The organism is Acinetobacter sp. YH12211 (genome assembly GCF_013418015.1).
GTDB classification, from domain to species: domain Bacteria; phylum Pseudomonadota; class Gammaproteobacteria; order Pseudomonadales; family Moraxellaceae; genus Acinetobacter; species Acinetobacter towneri.
In genome coordinates, this window is sequence record NZ_VPCW01000003.1 from 107,285 (window position 1) to 129,599 (window position 22,315).

General features: G+C 42.2%; 19 protein-coding genes and 1 pseudogene. 9 read left to right on the forward strand and 11 right to left on the reverse strand.

What is annotated here, in order from left to right; genetic code table 11:
• The 3 genes from FTU98_RS02580 (at position 1) to FTU98_RS02590 (ending at position 2,026) form a co-directional block, all read left to right on the forward strand.
• On the forward strand, positions 1-708 hold the full coding sequence (locus FTU98_RS02580; protein ID WP_096902281.1) for an ABC transporter ATP-binding protein: 708 nt from the start codon (positions 1-3) through the stop codon (positions 706-708).
• A gap of 274 nt (positions 709-982) precedes the next feature.
• Complete coding sequence (locus FTU98_RS02585) at positions 983-1,240, forward strand: hypothetical protein (RefSeq protein WP_180050315.1); 258 nt, start codon at positions 983-985, stop codon at positions 1,238-1,240.
• 30 nt (positions 1,241-1,270) lie between these two features.
• Positions 1,271-2,026: a hypothetical protein gene (locus tag FTU98_RS02590; RefSeq protein WP_180050318.1), complete on the forward strand. Its 756-nt coding sequence runs from the start codon at positions 1,271-1,273 to the stop codon at positions 2,024-2,026.
• A 94-nt stretch (positions 2,027-2,120) separates the two neighbouring features.
• Here FTU98_RS02590 and FTU98_RS02595 read toward each other — a convergent pair whose 3' ends face one another.
• From FTU98_RS02595 to FTU98_RS02605, 3 genes are all read right to left on the reverse strand, one after another.
• Entirely contained in the window at positions 2,121-2,438 is a 318-nt protein-coding gene (locus FTU98_RS02595) for a hypothetical protein (protein ID WP_004975369.1), read from the reverse strand.
• Between the two features lie 140 nt (positions 2,439-2,578).
• Positions 2,579-3,361: a sulfite exporter TauE/SafE family protein gene (locus tag FTU98_RS02600; protein WP_180050321.1), complete on the reverse strand. Its 783-nt coding sequence runs from the start codon at positions 3,359-3,361 to the stop codon at positions 2,579-2,581.
• Positions 3,362-3,405: 44 nt separating this feature from the next.
• Positions 3,406-4,089, reverse strand: coding sequence for an MBL fold metallo-hydrolase (locus FTU98_RS02605; protein WP_136144181.1), 684 nt, complete (start codon positions 4,087-4,089; stop codon positions 3,406-3,408).
• A gap of 193 nt (positions 4,090-4,282) precedes the next feature.
• Here FTU98_RS02605 and FTU98_RS02610 point away from each other — a divergent pair, with 193 nt between their 5' ends.
• Positions 4,283-5,620 carry a sigma-54-dependent Fis family transcriptional regulator gene (locus tag FTU98_RS02610; protein ID WP_180050324.1) on the forward strand — a complete coding sequence of 446 codons (1,338 nt, stop codon included), beginning with the start codon at positions 4,283-4,285 and terminating at the stop codon, positions 5,618-5,620.
• Here the strand turns inward: FTU98_RS02610 and FTU98_RS02615 are convergent.
• From FTU98_RS02615 to FTU98_RS02635, 5 genes and pseudogenes are all read right to left on the reverse strand, one after another.
• Positions 5,615-6,448 carry an SDR family oxidoreductase gene (locus tag FTU98_RS02615; RefSeq protein WP_180050327.1) on the reverse strand — a complete coding sequence of 278 codons (834 nt, stop codon included), beginning with the start codon at positions 6,446-6,448 and terminating at the stop codon, positions 5,615-5,617. The genes FTU98_RS02610 and FTU98_RS02615 overlap by 6 nt on opposite strands.
• 40 nt (positions 6,449-6,488) lie before the next feature.
• Positions 6,489-7,356 (reverse strand): annotated as a pseudogene (locus FTU98_RS14075) (TauD/TfdA family dioxygenase).
• Complete coding sequence (locus tag FTU98_RS02625; protein ID WP_180050330.1) at positions 7,310-9,001, reverse strand: AMP-binding protein; 1,692 nt, start codon at positions 8,999-9,001, stop codon at positions 7,310-7,312. The pseudogene FTU98_RS14075 and the gene FTU98_RS02625 overlap by 47 nt, the downstream one beginning before the upstream one ends.
• Before the next feature lie 28 nt (positions 9,002-9,029).
• Positions 9,030-9,824 (reverse strand): thermostable hemolysin, encoded by a 795-nt coding sequence (locus FTU98_RS02630; protein WP_167846200.1) that lies wholly within the window; start codon positions 9,822-9,824, stop codon positions 9,030-9,032.
• A gap of 222 nt (positions 9,825-10,046) precedes the next feature.
• Positions 10,047-10,544, reverse strand: a complete 498-nt coding sequence (locus FTU98_RS02635; protein ID WP_096902274.1) for a thioesterase family protein — start codon at positions 10,542-10,544, stop codon at positions 10,047-10,049.
• A gap of 120 nt (positions 10,545-10,664) precedes the next feature.
• On the opposite strand from FTU98_RS02635, the gene hemB reads away from it, so the two are divergent.
• A complete protein-coding gene (gene hemB / locus FTU98_RS02640) occupies positions 10,665-11,678 on the forward strand; it encodes a porphobilinogen synthase (RefSeq protein WP_180050333.1) in 1,014 nt (337 codons plus the stop codon).
• Between the two features lie 13 nt (positions 11,679-11,691).
• Positions 11,692-12,810, forward strand: a complete 1,119-nt coding sequence (gene thiO, locus FTU98_RS02645; RefSeq protein WP_180050336.1) for a glycine oxidase ThiO — start codon at positions 11,692-11,694, stop codon at positions 12,808-12,810.
• Between the two features lie 20 nt (positions 12,811-12,830).
• Here thiO and FTU98_RS02650 read toward each other — a convergent pair whose 3' ends face one another.
• Positions 12,831-13,748: a TIGR01777 family oxidoreductase gene (locus tag FTU98_RS02650; RefSeq protein WP_180050339.1), complete on the reverse strand. Its 918-nt coding sequence runs from the start codon at positions 13,746-13,748 to the stop codon at positions 12,831-12,833.
• 127 nt (positions 13,749-13,875) lie between these two features.
• Entirely contained in the window at positions 13,876-14,331 is a 456-nt protein-coding gene (locus FTU98_RS02655) for an ABZJ_00895 family protein (RefSeq protein ID WP_180050342.1), read from the reverse strand.
• Between the two features lie 482 nt (positions 14,332-14,813).
• On the opposite strand from FTU98_RS02655, the gene FTU98_RS02660 reads away from it, so the two are divergent.
• Together FTU98_RS02660 and FTU98_RS02665 are read left to right on the forward strand one after the other, a co-directional pair.
• Positions 14,814-16,064 (forward strand): exonuclease SbcCD subunit D C-terminal domain-containing protein, encoded by a 1,251-nt coding sequence (locus tag FTU98_RS02660; RefSeq protein WP_179993995.1) that lies wholly within the window; start codon positions 14,814-14,816, stop codon positions 16,062-16,064.
• Positions 16,065-16,073: 9 nt separating this feature from the next.
• Complete coding sequence (locus FTU98_RS02665; protein ID WP_180050346.1) at positions 16,074-19,685, forward strand: AAA family ATPase; 3,612 nt, start codon at positions 16,074-16,076, stop codon at positions 19,683-19,685.
• A 775-nt stretch (positions 19,686-20,460) separates the two neighbouring features.
• Here the strand turns inward: FTU98_RS02665 and FTU98_RS02670 are convergent.
• Positions 20,461-21,150, reverse strand: a complete 690-nt coding sequence (locus FTU98_RS02670; RefSeq protein ID WP_131261727.1) for a YggS family pyridoxal phosphate-dependent enzyme — start codon at positions 21,148-21,150, stop codon at positions 20,461-20,463.
• Between the two features lie 124 nt (positions 21,151-21,274).
• Here FTU98_RS02670 and FTU98_RS02675 point away from each other — a divergent pair, with 124 nt between their 5' ends.
• Entirely contained in the window at positions 21,275-22,312 is a 1,038-nt protein-coding gene (locus FTU98_RS02675) for a type IV pilus twitching motility protein PilT (protein ID WP_004975327.1), read from the forward strand.
• The last annotated feature ends 3 nt before the right edge of the window (positions 22,313-22,315 follow it).

The window sequence follows — 22,315 nt, forward strand, 5'->3', positions numbered from 1 at the left end:
ATGACACACGGCATTTTAATTGAAGGTTTAAAAAAGCGTTTTGGACAAGGTGACAATGCCTTTTATGCCTTAAAAGATGTCAAAATGCAGGTTGCACCCGGTGAAGTGGTTGGGCTGATTGGCCCCTCAGGTTCGGGTAAAAGCACCTTGCTCAAATGTTTAGGTGCCGTGATTGATCCTACCGAAGGACGCATGACTTTGGGCGATGAGGTGATTTTTGATCAACGTTGGTTAGTCAAAGACTTAAGTGCCTTACGCCGCGATAAAATTGGTTTTATGTTCCAAACCCCGTACTTAATTCCTTTTTTAAATGTTTTGGATAATGTAGCGCTGCTGCCGATGTTAGCAGGCGTAGCCAATGACATTGCCCGCGCCCGCGCATTGGAAATTTTAACGGCGCTCGATGTGCAGCATCGGGTACATGCCATGCCTGGGCAATTGTCTGGTGGTGAACAACAGCGTGTCGCCATTGCACGTGGTTTGATTAATCAACCGCCTGTGATTTTAGCCGATGAACCCACTGCACCATTGGATAGTGTACGCGCGATGACCGTGATTCGCTTATTACACGAAATGGCAGAAAAATTTCAAACTGCAATTATTGTAGTCACACATGACGATAAAATCATCCCTACCTTTAAACGCTTGTACCACATTCGAGATGGTGTGACTTATGAAGAACAAGGCGAAGGACGTCCTTTTAAGTAGGCTCTAAAGTTTTCAGCGCTGGAAACTGATGTTTTAGCTCAATATCAAAAGCAATAAAATATCTGCATTTCAAGTTACATGCGACACAATGCTAAAAAACGGTTGATGTGGTATTCTGATAGCATCAGAAATGCAAAAATATAATACTTACTAGCTTCATACTGTTCTTGGAATTTAATCAAAATACGCATATATTGATTAAATAGAGCAATTTATTCTTAATCCAAGAATTGACGCGCTAACCATGAAACTTAATCACCTAGAGGTTTTAGATATGTCAACTAGAAACCGAACCAATGAAAGTGAAATCGCTACAGCTGCAGCTGACGTTTTGCGTGAACGCTTCATTGCAGTAGCTCACAGTGATCGAGTACTTTATGTGGAAAATGATGCCTTAGTCAGCAAAACCCCGAATGGCAAACCAGTTTTAATCAAACAGTTATCTGATCGGAACCCTGATCTAGCCCGCCAGTTTAATGGTCGCAGAACCTTTAAAATTAGAAAACGTAACATAGAGGCTACTGCAGAATAATTTATGTTGCCAAAAACACCTCGAATCAGAATGTTTGCGGGTCCAAATGGATCGGGCAAAAGTACGATGATTAATGGTTTAGATAGCCGTTTATCTAAATTGTTTTTGAATGCTGACAACCTTGAGCGCGATCTTAAAGCCACACCCATTCTTGATCTAAGTCAATTTGATATACGCATTAATGCAAACATATTGGTTGATTATCTTACTCAAGCAAGTCGACCACTAAAAAATGCAGATGGTACTCTAAGCAAAAGTCCTCTCCTCTCAGTAGATCCTGTGATTGATGGAAGCTTAATCGACTTAAGCGGGAACACGATTGATTCCTACCTCGCAGCCCGAATTCTTGATGTCATCCGTAAAGAGTTACTTACGCTTAAGGTTGGATTTACATTTGAAACCGTAATGTCTCATGAGAGTAAAATCGAGTTTTTGCGAGATGCTAAAACGCAAGGCTATCGTACCTATTTATACTTTGTGACGACTGAGGACCCTGATATTAATGTGGACCGAGTTAAACAAAGTGTGAAAAATGGTGGTCATCCAGTCGAAGAAATTAAAATCCGTGAACGCTATTTCCGCACTATGCACATGTTGATTGATGCGATTGAAGTATCCGACCGAGCGTATTTATTTGATAACTCAAGTAATGCGACCAAGAATATGGCTTCTTATATCTGTGAAGTGACTAACGGAGATACATTGATCATTAATCCAGATTTTAAAGGAGAGTTTCCGATCTGGTTTGAAAAATATGTACTTGTTCATTTGGTTGATGAAGAATAAAAAAACCGCGCTTGAATCATTCAAACGCGGTTTTTTAAATATTCACAGGTCAGTAAACTGAACCCATCGGCATCTTACTCAGCCAACATTTTACTCAGTATTCATAGCCATTGTTGATTGACCATTGCTGCAATTTGCCATAATAGATTTCATCGTTGAACAGTAGGTCTGCTTTAGAGGCAGCATTACTTTCTTCAGTTGGGCAGAAACCATCATCACAATCGGCATCGACAACCCAGCAACCACGAACGAACAATACTTTATTGCCTTCTTGCTCCAGTTGTTTCTGAACGCGATCAATCGCTTCATGTAAGTCATCTGCGCCTAAATATGCGGTCAAATACGCATAAGAGCCTGTTTCATCGGATGCTTTGCGGAACTCGACACCCACACAAAATAAATGTTTTTTCATTCTTGGCTCCTTGTCATCTTATACAGCTAAACTAATCTTTAATTTGGTCTAGGTCTAGTGCTTTTTCTTACACTTAACAATACGTTACCTATTCACAATACTGCAGTTCAAAGTAAAAACATAGTATCCAAATATTAGACTTAAGCCATAATCGCTGTATAAATGAGGTAGAACGCAACACCAATGACTGTTGTAGCAAATACCTTTTGTACAGTATTGCTATTCATGCGATGTACCAAAGTACGTCCAAGTAACATCCCGACAATACACGCCAGAACAAAGGTGATGGTGACTGCCATTGGGTACTGAAAGACATCTAAAACGTGTGCTGAAATACTCACGCCACCAATCAGGAAAATAATCATCAAAGAGGTTGCGACGATACTGCGCATATCCAAATCGGTAAATTTACGCAATAACGGCACAATAATAAAACCACCGCCCACACCCAACAAACCCGTCAGCAAGCCTGCAATTACACCCACACCACCAAGCAAAGACGCCGTTTTAACATTCCAAATTAAGCGTCCTGTGTTTTGGTTTACCTTACACGGTGGGTTAGTTTGGTCGTTGACCTTATTAAAGAAAATACGATACGCCACAATAAACATGACCAGACTGAACGCCAGTGTTAACCACATGGGCGGCACAATACCTGCCAAATGCACCCCATAACGCGCAGATGGAATACTGATTAGGGCAATCCACAATGCAGCACGATAACGTACAATACGTTTGAACAAGCCTTCAACTGTGCCAACCAAAGCCGCCAAAGTGACTGCCAATAAACCGACAGGTGCAGCCTGCGCCACAGTCCAGCCCTGACTTGCCATAAGTGCAGGAACGGCAAGAATACCGCCCCCTGCCCCAGTTAAACCCAGCAAAGTACCAATCGCCAAGCCTTCTAGGATTAACATCCACATGCGTATTTCCCCCTATTCCATCACTATGTTGTGCTGTGCAAACATCACTTGCCACAAACTTTGTTGGCAGGCAAAGCCACATCAATATGTTTTGGATAAGGCAGGTTTAAATTCTGCATGAGGGTAATAAATTCCGCTTTGGTGCGCCCTTGTCCTAAACGCGAGTTATTGCGTTTTTCCTGCCCAACGGTAGAAGACACACGCCCTTTGTAGTCATGCCCTGGGTACACCAAAGTGTCATCAGGTAAGCTAAAAATTTGTAGATGAATGCTGTCATATAAAGTCGCTGGGTTGCCTTCCTGAAAGTCAGTACGACCACAACCATCAATTAACAACGCATCGCCAGTGAATACCATGCCATTGACCACATAGCTGGTACAGGCGTTGGTATGACCCGGGGTATAACGTGCTTCAATCAATAATTCACCCACACGAATGGCGCTGCCATCGGTAATGAAAATATCGCCACACACCACACCTGAATTACGATGTAATACAGTTTTACAACCAAAACGTGTTCTGAGTTCGTTGGCAGCAGTAATATGGTCAGCGTGTACGTGCGTATCTAAGCTATACACCAATTGCAAATCATGCTGTTCTAGAAAAGCAGCATATTGCTCAACCTCTGAAATTACAGGGTCAATCAGCACCGCTTCACGGGTTTGTTCAGATGCCAATAAGTAAGTATAGGTCGAGCTGTCAGCTTCAAAAAATTGATGAAAGATCATGAGATAGATACTGAGTTTTATATTTTGTTATTCTTAATTTTGCAAATATAGTGCCAACTTAATCTCTTTTAAATATATTAATAAAATACAATATATTAAGAGATATTGTTTAATTTAGATCATTCTCCATGTTTCACATCTGTTGCATTTTGTGTTTCAATTGAATCAATAATGAAACAAAAGATGAAACATCATGAATGCGATACATGACTTTGAACAACAAGCCAGTCTTGAAAGCTTTTTGTTTCATTTACAACAACTTTGTCCAGACAGTTTGCTCTATGTTTATGACGACATTGCTCAAACATGGATTTATGAATATGCACAAGATGCTTCTGTTTCTGCAGCTACGGGTAAAACATTAAAAAACCAATTATTGAAATTAAAACTACAATCACAATCAACATCACAACCACAGACAGGTCTGCTGCAACTCCCGAATAGTGCTAAGGCATGGCACTACCACAGCTTAAATATTCGTGTCCATACAGCCGATTTCACAGGATGTTTATTCTTTCTGCAGCCTAGCGTTGCAACAGTGTCATCACAAACACTCACCCCATCTGCCCAAGCACAAAATAGTTTGGCGGAGTTTTTCCATAGTGATTCGCCACAAATGCAGCATATGTATTCCATTATTGAACGGGTAGCGATTACTGAGTTTCCTGTTTTGGTGCGTGGTGAATCTGGTAGTGGTAAAGAGTTGGTGGCGCAAGCAGTACATGCACGCAGCCAACGGCATGCACAAGTCTTTATTGCGATTAACTGCGCGGCTTTAAATGCCAATATTTTAGAAAGTGAATTGTTTGGGCATGTGAAAGGTGCATTTACAGGGGCAATTCGTGAGCATAAAGGTGTGTTTGAACGTGCTGCAGGTGGTACTTTATTTTTAGATGAAATTGCAGAAATTCCACTGGAACTGCAAGCCAAATTATTGCGAGTATTAGAAACGGGCGAATTCACCCCTTTGGGCGGTGAAAAAGCGATTAAATCGAATGTCAGAATTATTACCGCAACCCATCGCGCTTTACGTGAAGAAGCGCGTTTAGGCAGATTTCGCCAAGATTTACTTTATCGTTTACGGGTGATTCCAATTTTTGTGCCACCACTACGTGAACGTAAACAAGATATCCCTAAAATTGCAGCATTTATTTTGCAACAACAAGCCCAGTTTCAGGTCACGCCACATTTGACCGAGCAAGCACTGAAGGTATTAATCAATTACGACTGGCCGGGCAACGTGCGTGAATTAAAGAATACCTTGCTGTATGCATTGACCATGTCAGCAGGTAAAACGGAAATTGATCAACACGATTTACCCGATGAAATTGTGCATGCTAGTTTGAAACTCGCCACAGCTACCCCAACGCCACAACCTATTGAGCTGCCCATCAAAACCAACAATAAAGTAGATAAAGACACACTGCAGGATTTACTGGAAAAATATCAGGGGCAAACTGAATTGGTGGCACAAGCCTTGGGCATTAGCCGAACCACCTTATGGCGTTATCGAAAAAAATATCATTTATGAGGCGGAAGTTTGCTGAATAAAGGACGCTTTGCTTTGATCTGCATATTCATAAATGGTGTCTAAATCTTTTTGAATGGCAGCCGCAACTCGGCTAGGCATCAACTGATTCAGTTTGACAAAGACTTTTTCAGGATAACCGACCTGATAGGATTGACGGTCTGTTTGTAAAAATTGATACAGTTCTTGTGCCACAAATTCAGGTGAATCCACTTTTGTACCCATTTTGATATTCATTTCAATCACATCGGGATTGTTCATACTGGTATTGGTCGCGCGTGGGGAGAAATATCTAAAACGAATGGCAGTCTGACAATACTCTCGCGCCAACGCTTCAGTTGCACCACGCAAGGCAAACTTACTGGCGCAATAACTCACATAGCCAGTATAGCCGATGCTGCCAAAAGTCGAGCCAATATTGATGATCTGACTCGGCTGACTGTCCGACATATATGGAATCACATCCTGAATCAGTTGCAGCGGATAAGCCACATTGACCAACATCATTTGCTCAATGGTATCCTGTGATTGCTGCGCAAACAGACGAAAATCATTCATGCCTGCATTGTTAATATAGTAATGAATCGGCTGTTTTAATGCGGCAAGTGCCTGAATAAAATCATGACGACTGCTGGCATCAATTAAATCACAACGCAGACTGTGTAATTGCAACTGAGGATACTGCTGCGCCAGACTTTGCTCTAGTTGTTGCAAGGTGTCTTGCTTACGCCCAACCAAAATTAAGTTTAAGCCTTTTTCAGCAAAATGATGCGCAATCGCATGACCAATCCCGCCTGTTGCCCCGAAAATCACCGCAGTTAAATTTGACATAAAAGATACTCTCAATTTTAAGATATTCGATACAACTCAATTATAAAAATGCAGGATTCAGTCCCAAGCCCATACAAATATAGAGTTTACGATCTTCTAATGGCACCAATATTTCACGTCTGCCATGCATAAAGCGCTTGTTATCAATGAGCACCACATCACCATCTTGCCAGTCAATTTCTGAGGTTTCACGCTCGCATCGCTCTGCCAACTCTTCCAATAATTCCGCTTGGATTTCGCTGCCATCGGCAAAGTAAAAACGCGGCTTTTCGTAATTATAAGAAGGCCCCAACAAGGTGTTGGCAAAGGCAGGCACAGCTTTTAAATTGTCATGGCGAATCATCGGCATGCTTAAATCGTACTGTACGCCTTCATCATGCGCAGGGCGAATCCGTTGTCTAGGAATCATCGCAATAAAATGAGCGAGTTCCCGCTGCCCGACCTGTGCAGCATCGGCAATATTGAGTGCAGTTGCCACATACTTTTGCCACATACTTTTGCCACATTACTTTAGGTAAGTAACGGCTGATGGTCATCGGTTCAGCAAATTTCTGTTTCAGTGTGTCAGGCAGTTTTTGCCATACCTCATGTCCATCACATAAAGTAGTCTGCGAACCACGCGAAGCACTTTTTTCACTAAAAAAAGCAATAATATCAGGCGGCATTGGGGTTGAACCATTTTCTATATGCAGTCCCATTGCCTGCGTACCTGCATCTACTTTTTGCGATTGTCGGGTCACATTTTCACGTGCAGGGTCATAGGTCAGCTTTTGGCAAATATTGCTCATCAGCCCACTAAACGCATTCACATCATAATGTTCATTTCTAAGTAAAACCCAACCGTGCTCCACCAAACGATCTTTAATTTGTTGTGGGGAATGTTTGAATTGCTGTTGTGCAATATTCATGTGATTTCTCTCTATCTCTATTGATGACTGACAGGTTGATGTCTATCTGTGAAACATCTCCAAGATCAGCCATTAAATACGTTGTAGGATGTGCCAAAGCTGTCTGATACTGTTGCTGAATGACTGCTCTACGCAATTTTCCGTTATCGGTTAACATCTGATTATTTAAAGAAAAAGGTTGTTCAGCACGGCACCAGTGTTTAATTTGGGCATAATCAGGCATACGGGTATTGGCACGATAAATCGCGGCTGCCAATTGCGCATCTGAACGATGTTCCTCGGCATAAATCACTGCAGATAATGACGGCTGCGCTTCACCAAACACGGCAATCTGTTGAATTTCAGGCTCACTCAAACTGTTCGATTCAACCCATTCTGGTGAAATATTGCGCCCAAAACTGCTGACAATAATTTGCTTGATACGCCCCGTGATATATAAATAGCCATCTTCATCAAAATAACCTGCATCGCCTGTGTGAATATCGGCTGATACCGCATCCTGCTCACGCCCAAGTTCATGCATATATCCCAACATGGCATTGCCCTTGACCACCACTTCTTGATTGGCAGCAATTTCGACTTGAACATGCGGCAATACGCGGCCAACACTGCCAATTCTGCGAGCTTCAGGCAGGTTTAAACTCACGACCGATGCACATTCAGACAGACCATAACCTTCATAAACAGGTAAATTGAATTGCTGACACTGCTTGAGTAAATCTGCAGACACCTTGCCGCCACCCACGGCAATAAACTTCAAAGTGCGCAAGCCCAAATCGCCGTGTTGATGGATATATTCCACAATCGCTTTGAGCATTTGCGGCAATAAAATCACGCTTTCAATGCAATATTGCTGCACGGCATCGACAAAGCGTGAAACATCAAACTCATGGTTGGTCAGCAAACCGAACTGGCTGACTTCACCCACCACCACTGCACGTCCCATGTGAAAAGGCACATACACGCCTGCGATATTTTCAAGCAATGTTGCAAATGGAATTAGACACAAATGCCGCCCAAGCTGGCTACTTTGTAATGCCTGACTTAAAGAGTGTGTAATTGAATTGATGGTGGCTTCTGCCAAACACACACCTTTGGGTGTACCTGTACTGCCCGAGGTATAAGTAATTTTTGTAGGCTGCTCAGCAGAATTTGGGGATAAATGCGGTTGTGCTGTTTCAACGCTTAGACGAAACAACTGCCCTTGATATAAATCTGATGGTGGCAAAACCTGTGCCTGAACTGCATCAATCATCTCCAACAAAGCTTCTGGAATAGCAGTATTTCCAATAGCCGAGTTAACATTGGACGGAGTATCGCTTTGTGCAGTATCCGTCAAAATACACAGCAACTCCGCTTGGCTGTCTTGCAGTAAATGTTGCACTTGTGCAGCAGTAAAAAATAAAGGCACAGGAATGACTGTCATTGCAGCTTTACGTGCGGCTAAATCGACCACAATCCAATCGGCCTGGTTCACACCCCACAACGCCAAACGCTGTACTTGATAAGTTGCCAATTCTGCACTGAGCAACTCAACCCGTTGCTGTAATGTGGCATAACTCAGTGTGGTTTGTGCCGTCACAATTGCTTCACGCTCAGGGTCTGTTTGAGCATAGTGATTCAGGTTTTCAAATAACTCATTCATCTTTCAATTTCCGCCTTTCTGCATGACCTTAGGCATAAAAACAATATTGCTGTTGCGTGACCGCCAACGCTGCTGCAACGTCAATCGCCAGTACATAAGGCTTCTGTTGGTAATAACTGCCCCATTGATGCTGTGCATCGCCCAAGGCTTCGGGGTTGGCTTTTTCTAGTACCTGAAAATGCAAACCCATTTGCTGTAACACATAGCGCACTGCTGCTGTTCCTGTGCAAACTGCCCACGACACATTGTTCTGCGATAAGTGAAAGACCAAAAAAGCCACCATCAATTTGGCTTTGCTCATGTCTTGCGCTGCCAAGTTGCCAATTTCAACAATCTGCGCGCGCGTTACAGGCACTTGGCTCAATTGGGTTAAAATGGTTTCAATGGGTGCACCTAAATACTGTTCCAAAAAGGCTTGGTTTGCGCCCAATGGTTGCATGCCAATCACCACTTGCATGTCGTGGTTTACATAGCCTGCAAACAAGGTATCTGAAAAAGTATTTATGGATGCCTGATGGACTTTTTGGTATTTATCTCGAATAAAATGCTCTAATGCCAAGCGTTGTTTGCTAGCATCTTGGGTCACAGTTGTCACATTTAAATGTTGTGCTGTTGTGTGTGCTTGAATCACCGAGGCATAGCTGTGTAATACATCTAAATGTGGCTGTTCTAGGTTCAACTGTTTTGGGTTCGTTTGTGGTTTATACGGCTGCGCTACAGATGCATACCCGTTGAATTGTTTTTTATTTTTTTGCTGATGAAAATTCGCATCCAGAAAATGCGTTTGACTGGATGATTGAGCATCAAAATTAAATTTGATCATGTGCATCACATTGGATAGAAAATAACTCAATGCTCAAGATAGAAATCTAAACTTAAAGAAAACTTAAGTCGCTACAAACTGTCACAATTCAAAAAACTCTTCATGCACACAAAAAAAGGAGATGATCACTCAACTCCTTATATGTTTAAAACAATAAACTAATCAAAAATAAACAGTCATCCAATTATGCAAAACACAATTGTTCGCGCCCTACCTTAGATTTTAATAGGCATAAGACGCAATTGCCGTTGCAATTGGTTTATCTTCATCATTGACCATCGTCATACGCATGGTGCAGCCTTTACGCCCTAAACGCAAAGTTTCCGCACGGGCAATAAAATACTTGCCGCGTCCCGGTGCTAAATAATCCACTCGCATATCTACGGTAGCCAAACGAGTGACTTTTTTAATGGTATCGGGCAAGTCGTCAGGTTCAGTTCTTTTATATAACTCACCCATCGCCACAATACCGCCCACACTGTCCAAAATGGTTGCAGCAACACCACCATGTAAAATTTGGAAAGCCACGTTGCCCACCATATACGGTTGCATCTCAATATAGGCTTCAATTTGACCATCGACCACACGCATGCTCATGCCATTGTGTTGAAAAAATGGCGATCCATTAAATGCATTGACCAATTGTCTTAGCACGACATCAATATCGACTTTCGCGCCTAAATGTATATTCCCAGTCCAATTTTTCTCTGCATTACTCATAACGTGCCCAAAAGTCCAAACAACTCAATTTACCAACAATAAAAACAGCCAATGTATGCCCAAATGAAATTTAAGGGGCTACAATAGTCGTCTAGTTTAATACTGATCAGTGAGATTTTTATGACCTATACGTTCAATCGCCCTGCATTTCCTGCCACTCGTATGCGTCGTATCCGTAAAAATGATCAATTACGCGCCATGGTTCGCGAAACTCACTTAACCACAGATCACTTGATTTATCCTGTATTTGTTTTACCGGGACAAAATCAAACCCAAGATATTCCAAGCATGCCGAATATTCAGCGTTTATCGGCAGACTTATTACTCAAAAAAGCCGAGCGTTTAATGCAGTTGGGCGTGTCTAAACTGGCATTATTTCCAGTCACACCACAAGAAGACAAAAGCCTGACCGCAGAAGCAGCATGGCGTGAAGATGGCTTGGTGCAAAACACACTACGCCTGCTGAAAAAAGAATTGCCAGAGATGGTACTTATTACCGATGGCGCACTCGACCCTTACACCACTCATGGTCAAGATGGCATTATTGATGACACAGGCTATGTCCTGAATGATGAAACGGTTGAATGTCTAATTAAACAGGCTTTAAGCCATGCCGAAGCGGGTGCAGATGTGGTTGCGCCAAGTGACATGATGGATGGCCGTATTGGTGCGATTCGTCAGGCGTTGGAAAGCAACGAGCATATCTATACCTCTATCATGGCTTATTCAGCCAAATATGCCTCTAGCTTTTACGGTCCTTTCCGTGATGCAGTCGGTTCTGCCAGCAACCTCAAAGGCGGCAACAAATACAATTATCAAATGGATATTGGCAACCGTGCCGAAGCCTTGCATGAAATTGCACTGGATATTCAAGAAGGTGCAGACATGGTGATTGTAAAACCAGGCATGCCTTATTTAGACATTGTACGTGAAGTGAAAGATAACTTTGGTGTGCCAACCTTTGTCTATCAAGTGAGTGGTGAATACGCCATGCTTGCTGCCGCGATTCAAAATGGCTGGTTGTCGGACAGTGTGATTATTGAATCGCTAATGAGTTGCCGCCGTGCAGGTGCAGATGGTATTTGGACATATTTTGCCGAAGAAGCAGCACTCAAACTTAAAGATATGGCATAAACAGGCGACTTTCATGCACATCGCAATCATTGGTGCAGGCATCAGCGGTTTGTTGTCTGCACTCGAACTGGTAGAGCAGGGCTGCTCTATCAGTATTTTTGATCAACAACAAGCAGCACAAGCGGCATCATGGGCAGGTGGTGGAATTCTTTCTCCCATGTATCCGTGGCGTTATCCTCAAGCGATCAATGACTTAGCCCAATTTGCCAAACCGCAGTACCAAGCATGGAATGAAAAACTCAAACCTATTACAGGCATTGATTTTGAAATCCATGAAACAGGCATGTTGATTTTTGATGAAGATGATTTTGAGATTGGTATAAATTATGCCGAACGTCATCATGAACCGATGCAGCAAGCTGAATGTCTGAATCGGGAACAGCTCGAACAAATTAACCCGCATATCCACCCCAAATTTAAACAAGCCCTGTATTTCTCACAACTTGCCAATGTGCGCAATCCGCGTTTATTACAATCGCTCACGCAATATTTGAAACAACATCCGCACGTGCGATTTTTTGAACACTGCCCAATTCAGCAATTTCAGATCACTGAAGATCGTATTCAAGCCATTCAATCTGCCGATGGTCGCTTGCATCGTGCAGATCATATCGTGCTTGCGACAGGCGCATGGTCACAGCAGTGGGCGGCACAACTGGGTTTAGAGATTCCCGTACAGCCTGTGCAGGGGCAAATTGTGTTATTTAAAACCCCTGCACAATGGTTGCCAAGCATGTGTATGAACAAGGTGATGTACCTGATTCCACGTCAAGATGGGCATGTGCTGTGCGGTTCAAGTATGCGTCAGGTTGGTTTTGACACCACACCAAACCCGCAAACCCAACAAGATATTTTAACGGCTTGTTTTGAAATGGTACCTGAATTGGCGCAGTTCCCCATTGTGAAACAATGGGCAGGTTTACGTCCAGGCTCGCCTACAGGTGTGCCGTATATCGGCAAAGTGCCTAGCCTGAATAATGTATGGGTGAATTTCGGACATTTCCGTAATGGCTTATGCATGGGCTCAGCCTCGGCACAGCTATTAAGACAGTTGATGCTTGGGCAAGAAACGATTGTTGATCCTACTGCTTATGATCCAAAGCAGTTACAACCCACCTCAATCTGTGCATAACACTCAGCAGCATCCTCTGTTTAAGTAGAGGATGATGCACCCAGACAAGCCGCTAGCGCCTGTTCAAGTTTTGGATATTGAAAGCAATAGCCTGCTTGTTCTAACGCTTGTGGTTTAACATATTGCCCATTCAGCACCAATTGCGATTGCTCGCCCAATAACCAACGCAAGACAAAAGCAGGTAACACCAAAAATGGACGACGTTTTAAAAGCCGAGCTGCGGTTTCGGCAAAGTCCTGCTGACTGGTTTTTTCAGGTGCAACTACATTCAGAATTTTGGCGTCTACCGGTTGCGTCATTAACCAGTGAATGACCTGTAAAACATCTTGTATATGAACCCATGCCACAGGCTGCCGTCCATGCCCAATCCGCCCGACAGCATTTAAACGAATTGGTAATAACATTTGCGGTAAAATGCCGCCACCGCGTCCAAACACCACGCCCAAGCGCATAATTTTGGTATTTTGCTGACTGAAGCTTAATGCAGCCTGTTCCCATTGTTGGCACAACTGCGACATAAAAATATCTTGTGCCTCACTGTGCTCGGTACATACTGCTGACCATTGTTCCTGTGGGTCAATTCCGTAATACCCCACAGCCGAACCTGAAATAATACACTTTGGAAAAATACGGCGCTTTTCAAGATATTGATATAAGTCCAGTGTGGTCTGAACCCGACTATCGAGCAATTTTTGTTTACGTGCCGCAGTCCATCTGCCCTGCCCAATACTTTCTCCCGCCAAATTAATCACATAATCAATTTGGTCGGTGTCGAGTTCATCCAACTGCTGAATCCAACGTAATTGTGGATGTTTGGATACTCGATTAGGCTGTCGGGTTAACCCCACCACCCGATAATCCTGTTGCAATAAAAATGGCAACAATTGTGAACCAATAAAACCACTTGCCCCTGTTACCAGTACCAAAGGTTTATGCATTGTCCAATCTCAGCATGATGAAAAATATAGTTTTAGCTATACGTGATTTAGACTAAATGTTCAAGTCTGAGCAAATCATCACCACATAACTGATCATGTATATTTAAATAAAATCAGTGACTAATAACTATTTTTGCAAGCCAAACATTTTCACTGCCATACGCTGTGCTTGTTTGCCATAAAACCAATAAGTCAGCAAATACAGTGGGATTGCAATCAATAAGAACATTATCACCACCACACTCATAAATTGTGGCTGTTGCAAATACTGTAAAAAATCTTGCCAAATGCTTGGGTTTTGGCGAGAGAATATGACCAAACCTAATAATAAAAATGCCAAGTTATAGCCCCAAAAAATCAGGCTAAATCCTAAAGTAAATGTCTTGCGTTCCTTGTCATTCGGTGCGCGGCGTTGTTGTTTTAAAAACTTATACAGCACTAAAATCATGGCAACCAAATAAGGCACTGCAGTTAAAATCCCGCCTATACCCGCAGGTAACAATGCAGCCAATACGCCACAAATACAGGTCATCACAAAGCAATACAAGAAAAACCAGAGAAAATAACGGCTTAGCGATACCATGAAAATGACTCAGACAAAAGATTCAGCCTAGTATAAAAAAAATTGGTTTTTTTTTCATGAAATTGTCAACCGAATACAAAAGCCTGACGTTATATAGGCTACAAGGTCACAACAACCGTTAATGTGTATGGCATCCACAATATTTTCGGTGACCTACTAAAGCAATAAATCGCATACAGTCATGCTTTGAACAGCAACCCAAGCTTTACTGTATCGCAAGTTTTTCTTTGACCGACGATTTCATCATCACTCGAATCGTCGGTCTTTATTTTTTAAGACCTTTTTTATCTCGCTTATTTAGCATCAGACTTTGACTATTCCTATTTTTCTATACAGATCGCGACAGATTTTATTTTCTCTTCTCTTTAAAATTTCTGCGACCTAAATTGTCGCTTTAAAAGCAGAAAACTGGTTTTTTGCCGCAGTGTTGCGCACAGTTATGTTAAGTTATCTCATAATTCAACATCAAGATTGGAACACGCATGGCTGTTCATTTTTTACATACGTCTGATTGGCATTTGGGGCAATTTTTCCATCACCATGAACGTGAATATGAACATACTGAATTTTTAAATTGGCTCTTAACTCAAATTAAAAGCAAACAGCCGAATGCCCTGCTCATAGCAGGCGATATTTTTGATGTGGTCAATCCTGCTTCGAGCGCTCAGAAACAGCTCTATCAGTTCCTTACCGATGCGCATGCGCTTGCTCCACACATGCAAACCCTAATGATTGCAGGCAATCATGACTCTGGCTATCGCATTGAGCAAGTGGAACCTTTTTTAGATCGTTTCAACGCCAAAGCTGTGGGCGTAATTGGCAAAACAGCCGAGCAAAAATTAGATTTAGATAAACTCCTAGTGCCTATTTATGACACTGCGCAAAATATTGTGGCATGGTGTCTAACACTGCCCTATTTACGCAGTGCAGAAATTACAGGTTTAAATGAACATAGCAGTGACAATCAATCTGCGGTTGCTTACTTACATCAACAACTGATTGCAGAAGCCAAAGCTCGTAAACAGCCAAATCAAGCCCTGATTTTAATGTCACATGCACACATGCAAGGTGGCGAAACTTCCGACTCAGAACGCCCCATTGTAGTGGGGAATGAAGAAGCCTTATCGACTGCGCTGTTTGATGAAGTGATTGACTATGTCGCACTCGGACACTTACACAAACCGCAACAGGTCGGACAGCCACACATTCGCTATAGCGGCTCACCCATCCCTTTATCATTTAGCGAGCTGAATTATAAACACCAAGTCCTTGAAGTTAGGATTGATCCATTACAGGCTGATGCACAGCGTTTCCAATATAAAAGCTTGCTTATTCCACGTACGGTAGAGCTGCTTCGGATTCGCTGTGAACTTTCTGAATTAATCACCGAACTGAATAAATTGCCAAAAGATGAAATTGCAGAAGTTTGCGCACGGCATTTTTTAGAAATTGAATATATCAGCGATGCCCCGCCACCCATTGATTTACGCCAACAAATTGAACAAGCACTGCCTGCCAACCGCTATCGTTTACTGCGCATTGCACGACGCTTTCAAAACTGTGAAAACTCGAACGTGCAACAATCAAAAATTGATTTAGAGCCGCCTACGCCTGAAAAATTATTTTTAGATTTATGGGAAAAAATGGGCTATCAACCTGACCCAGAAGTGAGCCAAGATTTTTTACAGCTTTTGGCCGAAGCCCAACAAGAACTTGATCAGAATAAAGCTTAAGGATTTGCCATGAAAATTTTACGTTTAAGTTTAAATAATTTGGCATCTTTGGCAGGCACGCATGTCATCAATTTTGAAGATGAGCCACTGGCACAGGCAGGTTTAATTGCAATTACGGGCAAAACTGGTGCAGGCAAATCGACTTTGCTGGATGCCATGTGTTTGGCACTTTATGACGAAATTCCACGTTTGAAAGGTGCAACAGGCAGCCTGACCGATACCGCAGGCAAAGAAATTTCCTTAAAAGATTCTAAACATATTTTACGTCGTGGTACGACTTCTGGCTTTGCAGAACTTGAATTTATCGCGCTTGATCAAAAACGCTATTCGGCACGTTGGCAAATTCGCCGTGCGCACAATAAAGTGGATGGGAACTTAAAAGTTGAACGTGCCATCACCTGCTTAGATGAACAACGGGTTTTAAATCAAAAAATTTCTGAAGCTACGCCGATTGTAGAACAACTGATTGGTCTTAGTTTTGAGCAATTCACACGCGCAGTATTATTGGCACAATCGGAAGTTGGGGCATTTTTAAAAGCCAAAGACCATGAACGGGCAGATTTACTTGAATATTTAACCAATTCGCAAATTTTTACCGAAGTCAGTAAACGTGCAGCCGTTAAATTTAGTGAAATTAAACAAAAGCGAACAGATCTTGAAAATGTCATGGGGCATGTGGTGCTCCTCAGCGATGAAACACTAAAAGACTTAGAAACCCAACAACATGACCTAAGTCAACAATTAGCTTTGCTGACCCAAACCGAAAAACTGTATGAAAATGATGTGAAATGGCACAAAGATTGCCATGAACTCTATGCCAGCACCCAAGCTAAAAAAGAAATATATGATGTTCAAGTCGATGCCGATCTTAAACTCGCCTCTCAAAAACAATTGCTCAAACATTTAGATGAATTTCAAACCATCCGCGAGCAATTTGTCTTGCGTCAGCAAGCAGATACCGAGCTAAAAAATCTGAATCAGCAGCTTTTGAAATTTGAACCAAACTTGCAACAAGCGGAATACGCACAACAGCAAGCGATTAGTCAGCAACAGCAAGCGGAAAAAGACCTTCAGGCATGGCAGCAGCATGTTGAACAATTGAAACCACAACTTGAAATTGCGGCACAGTTACAACATGAAATTTCTAGCAAACTTCAACAATATACCGCTTTGGATGCTGCACAAAAATTATTTGCAGAGCAGCAAATTCAGCCTGTGCAAAATAATTTGAAGCAACTGACGACTCAACTTGCAACCGAGCAACAACAACAGCAACATTTACAACAGCAATTCAAACAGACTGCGGCATGGGCAAATTTTGATGATAATTTAGCCCTTACGTTGCAACGTCTGCAAGATTATTTGCAGCTTGAACAGCAGCTACGTCAGCAAAACCCTACGCTGTTCCAATCTGCATTAGATACTTTAATTGAGCAACAACAACATACACAGCAACAACTGTTGGTTTGGGAAAAACAATATCAACATCCTGAACAACTTGAGCAGCAACTCACGGCAGAGCAACAGCAATTACAACATGCTTTAAAGAGTGTGCATGTTTTAGAGCGCTTGCAACAGGCACTTGAACAATGGCAACAACAGACCACCCTATTTGAGCAGTTACAACAGCGTCAGCAAGAAACTTTAAGTCTGCAACAGCAGACACAGACTCAAATTCAAACCCAACAGCAGCAAGTGCAAATTACTGAACAAGCCTTGCAACAATTACAGCAGATTTTTGAACAGCAGCGTTTATTGCAGCATCAAAGTGTGCAGGATTTACGTGCCCAATTAAAACCGAATGAAGCCTGTATGGTCTGCGGCAGCCATGAACATCCGTTTATTCAGCATGAAAATTTACTCAGTGACGCTTTAAACCAATTGCAGGATCAGCAATTGCAGCAGGCCAAAACTGAATTTGAGCATGCGCAAAAACAGCTACAACAATTGGAGCGTGCTCGCAGTCAATACGATGCAACTTATCATCAACAACAACAACGCAGTCTTGAACTGCAACAGCAACTTGAACAACAACAGACATTGGTGCAACAGCTTGCAACATCCTTATCTTTAGATTTGGATGCAGCGCTGCCTGTTGCAAAGCAAATTGAACACGTACAGCAACATTGGGCAACAACACATCAATCCACTCAACACTTGCAGCAGAGTATTCAACAAGCAAACGATACCCTGAAACAATGGCGCAATGCTGCACAGCAGGCAGAACAACTCAAATATGCTATTCAACAACGCCAAGACCTCGCTCAGCGTTTACAGCCTATTTTGTCGCTTTTAGATGCAGAACAAAGACACGCTTGGCTCAATCAACCGATTGAATACTATCAAAATGCCTTACAACAGTTAGAGCAACGTCATCACTTGCAGCAGCAGCAAGCTCAACTGAGCAAAACGATTGAACAACTGACTCAACAACAGCAGCAAGTGCAAGAAAAGTTGCTATTTTTACAACAGCAACATGCAGAGAAAACCCTACAACTGCAGCAGATTAAAACTGCAGGAAGTGAGCTGCGTGATCAAATTAAGCAGCTTACAAGAACTCATGCGGGATGTGAATATCAGACCAATCAAGAATGGCAGCAGGCTTTAGATCAGCAACAACAGCAACTCAATCTTGCACTTAGCACACAACGAACTGTACTTAATCAAGCAGAACAGGTGTTAAAAGACTTACAACTGCAAAAACATGGTTTGGATAGTAGAATTCAACAGCGCATGCAGCAACACACTGAATGTCAGCAACACATTGCAACGTGGCAAGCGACACACACGCATTTTCAAGCCAGCATCATTGATAAATGTTTACAGATTTCTTATGCCGAACATCAGCAAATACGCAACATGCTGCAGCAACAACAAAACAGTTTGGAGAGTGCTAAAACGGCTTGGCAAACATTGGAAGAGCAATATCAAAAACACTTAAAGCAACAGCCACAACTGAGTTTTGACGAGGTCACCACGCAACTGGCAGCGCTGCAAACAGACAAAGCCAAACAACAGCAAAACTATAATGAGATTGAGGCACAGCTACGCCTGAATAGCACCAATCAAGGGATTTTTGCTACCTATCAAACTCAAATTGAAAATATCAAAGCTGAAGAATATCGTTGGGGACGTATTTACGATTTAATTGGGCATAAAGAAGGGACAAAATTTAAGAAAATTGCCCAAGAACATCACTTGGATATTTTGGTGGAATACGCCAATCAGCAATTGCTGCCACTGAGTTCGCGTTATCAGTTGCATCGTATTCCTGACAGTTTGGGGTTGGCGATTATTGATTTAGATATGAACAGTGAAATTCGCCCTGTTCTGTCTTTATCGGGTGGCGAAACCTTTTTGGTTTCTTTAGCTTTGGCACTGGCAATTGCCAATATGGCATCTGGCTCAATGAAACTGGAATCGCTATTTATTGATGAAGGCTTTGGCACTCTCGACCCGACTTCCTTGCACATGGTGATGAATGCCTTAGACCATCTGCAAAGTCAGGGACGTAAAGTGGTGCTGATTTCGCATATTCAGGAAATGCACGAACGAATTCCTGTGCAAATTCAAGTCAAACCAGTGGGTGCAGGGGCAAGTGAAGTCAATGTGGTGGGTTAAAGCCAATACTGCCTAAAATCTGAAGATTATTTGTCGATTGAAGAATTATTGAGATGACTGTGAGATTTCAGATTTTAGGCTTCCATGAAGTTGTATTGAATTTATTTTAAAATCACCCACACTTTAAGTACTTAATTTTATGGATATAAAAACGATTATTCTCTTTGCTGTATTGCCCAGTTTAAGTATTATTTTTCTCACATGGTTAATACGTTTCCCTAAACCTTGGGTTTTTAAAGCGGTTTTAATTTTTGAAATCATTCTCACCGTCTGCACTTTAGTCATTGAGTTGGATACAAGAAAAACACCTGGAAATAGCGGTTGGACCATCATTTTCACAGGCTTCTTTCAGTTCTGTTTTTTGCTATTTTTACTGATTGCCCGTATTCGAATCTGGATAGAAAATAAATCTTGAATGTCTACTTCACCTATTTACTGGACGGGAGTGGCGCTTTCTAAAAATAGTGAAGGTTATTAAAAATAATCTACACAAGCCAAAACTTTGACAGCTTTACAGCATACATAACTAAAAAAGCCTCGACATCCTGTCGAGGCTTTCTAGATTCAGTTTTTGGTATAACTCCTGTCGTACCAAGCACTTCCGTATTGTTCTATTTCTTATTCTTCTTATTTAGGAAACTCCCTGTTTCCCGATAAGTTCATATTAAGAAAATCCAACCTTCAGCACTAGCCGCAAAATTCCGCATTTCATGTCAGCCAAAACGTACAAGATAATGTTTGCAAAATCTTGGCAGATTCTTTGTTCATCTAGCAATTAAGCCTTGGAATAGTCACGTGCGCCAAACAATGCTGTACCAATCCGTACCATAGTTGAACCTGCTGCAATTGCGGCATTTAAATCGCCCGACATCCCCATACTCAAAGTATCCCAATCTTCAGGTTGTGCATGTTGTGCTTTCACTGCATCAAACAATTGTTTGGCATCTTGAAAAGCTTGAGGATGATCAGGTGCAGGAATCACCATCAAACCGCGTAGTTTTAAATGCGGTAATTGGCTGATCTGTCGGACTAATTCTGCAACTTCGCTCGGCTGACAACCATCCTTCGTGTCTTGCGCATCAATATTTACTTGTAAACAAATATTCAGGGGCACTTGTTGAGCATCGCGCTGATTCGATAAACGCTCGGCAATAATCAAACGATCTACCCCATGCACCCATGCAAATTTTTCTGCCAAATGTTTGGTTTTATTGCGCTGCACATGCCCAATAAAGTGCCATTCAATTTCTAAATCACTCAGGGCCTGCATTTTATCCAAAGCTTCTTGCAAATAATTTTCGCCAAAAGCGCGCTGCCCTGTCGCATACATTTCACGCAAGGCTTCACTCGGATGAGTCTTAGACACTGCCAACAATTGCACCGTATTTGGCTCGCGCTGTGCCAACTGGCATGCCTGTTGAATTTGTTGCAAAACCTGAGTGCGCATAAGCTGCAGATTATTCATTGATGCATTTCTCATTTCATTCATCTTTTTTTACCTTGTCCAGCAACTAACAGTTGGTTAAGCTGATGGAAAGCCGTATTATTCTATCAAAATAATTAAGATTTAATTGATCTCGGGGACTTTCATGGATATTACAGAATTATTGGCGTTCTCCGCTAAAAACGGCGCTTCGGATTTACACTTATCTGCGGGCATGCCACCACTGATTCGTGTGGATGGTGAAATTCGTCGAATTAACTTACCAGCATTAGAACATAAAGAAGTACACAAATTAGTGTACGACATTATGAATGATAAACAACGTCGTGATTATGAAGAAAATCTAGAAACGGACTTTTCTTTTGAAGTCCCAGGCGTGGCTCGTTTCCGTGTGAACGCATTTAACCAAAACCGTGGTGCAGGTGCAGTATTCCGTACCATTCCTTCTAAAGTTTTGACCCTTGAAGATTTAGGCATGGGACAAATCTTTAAAGATATTTGTGAATATCCACGTGGTTTGGTATTGGTGACAGGCCCAACAGGTTCAGGTAAATCAACCACACTTGCCGCGATGATTGACTTTATTAATGACAATCGCTACGACCATATTCTGACCGTCGAAGACCCAATCGAATTTGTACACCAATCTAAAAAATGTTTGGTTAACCAACGAGAAGTACACCGTGATACGCATGGCTTTAACGAAGCATTACGTTCGGCACTGCGTGAAGACCCTGACATTATTCTAGTGGGTGAGATGCGTGACTTAGAAACCATTCGTTTGGCACTGACTGCTGCTGAAACGGGTCACTTGGTATTTGGTACGCTACACACCACCTCTGCAGCAAAAACCATTGACCGTGTGATTGACGTATTCCCTGCCGAAGAAAAAGACATGGTACGTGCCATGTTGTCTGAATCTTTACAAGCCGTCATTTCACAATCCCTGCTCAAGAAAAATGGTGGTGGTCGTGTAGCTGCGCATGAAATCATGATTGGTATTCCTGCAGTGCGTAACCTGATTCGTGAAAACAAAGTAGCTCAAATGTACTCGGCAATTCAGACTGGTGCCAACTACGGTATGACCACCCTTGACCAGAGTTTGAAAAACTTGGTATCGCGCGGTGTGATTAGCCCACAAACGGCTCGTACGGTTGCAAAACAGCCTGAATCATTCTTATAAGTT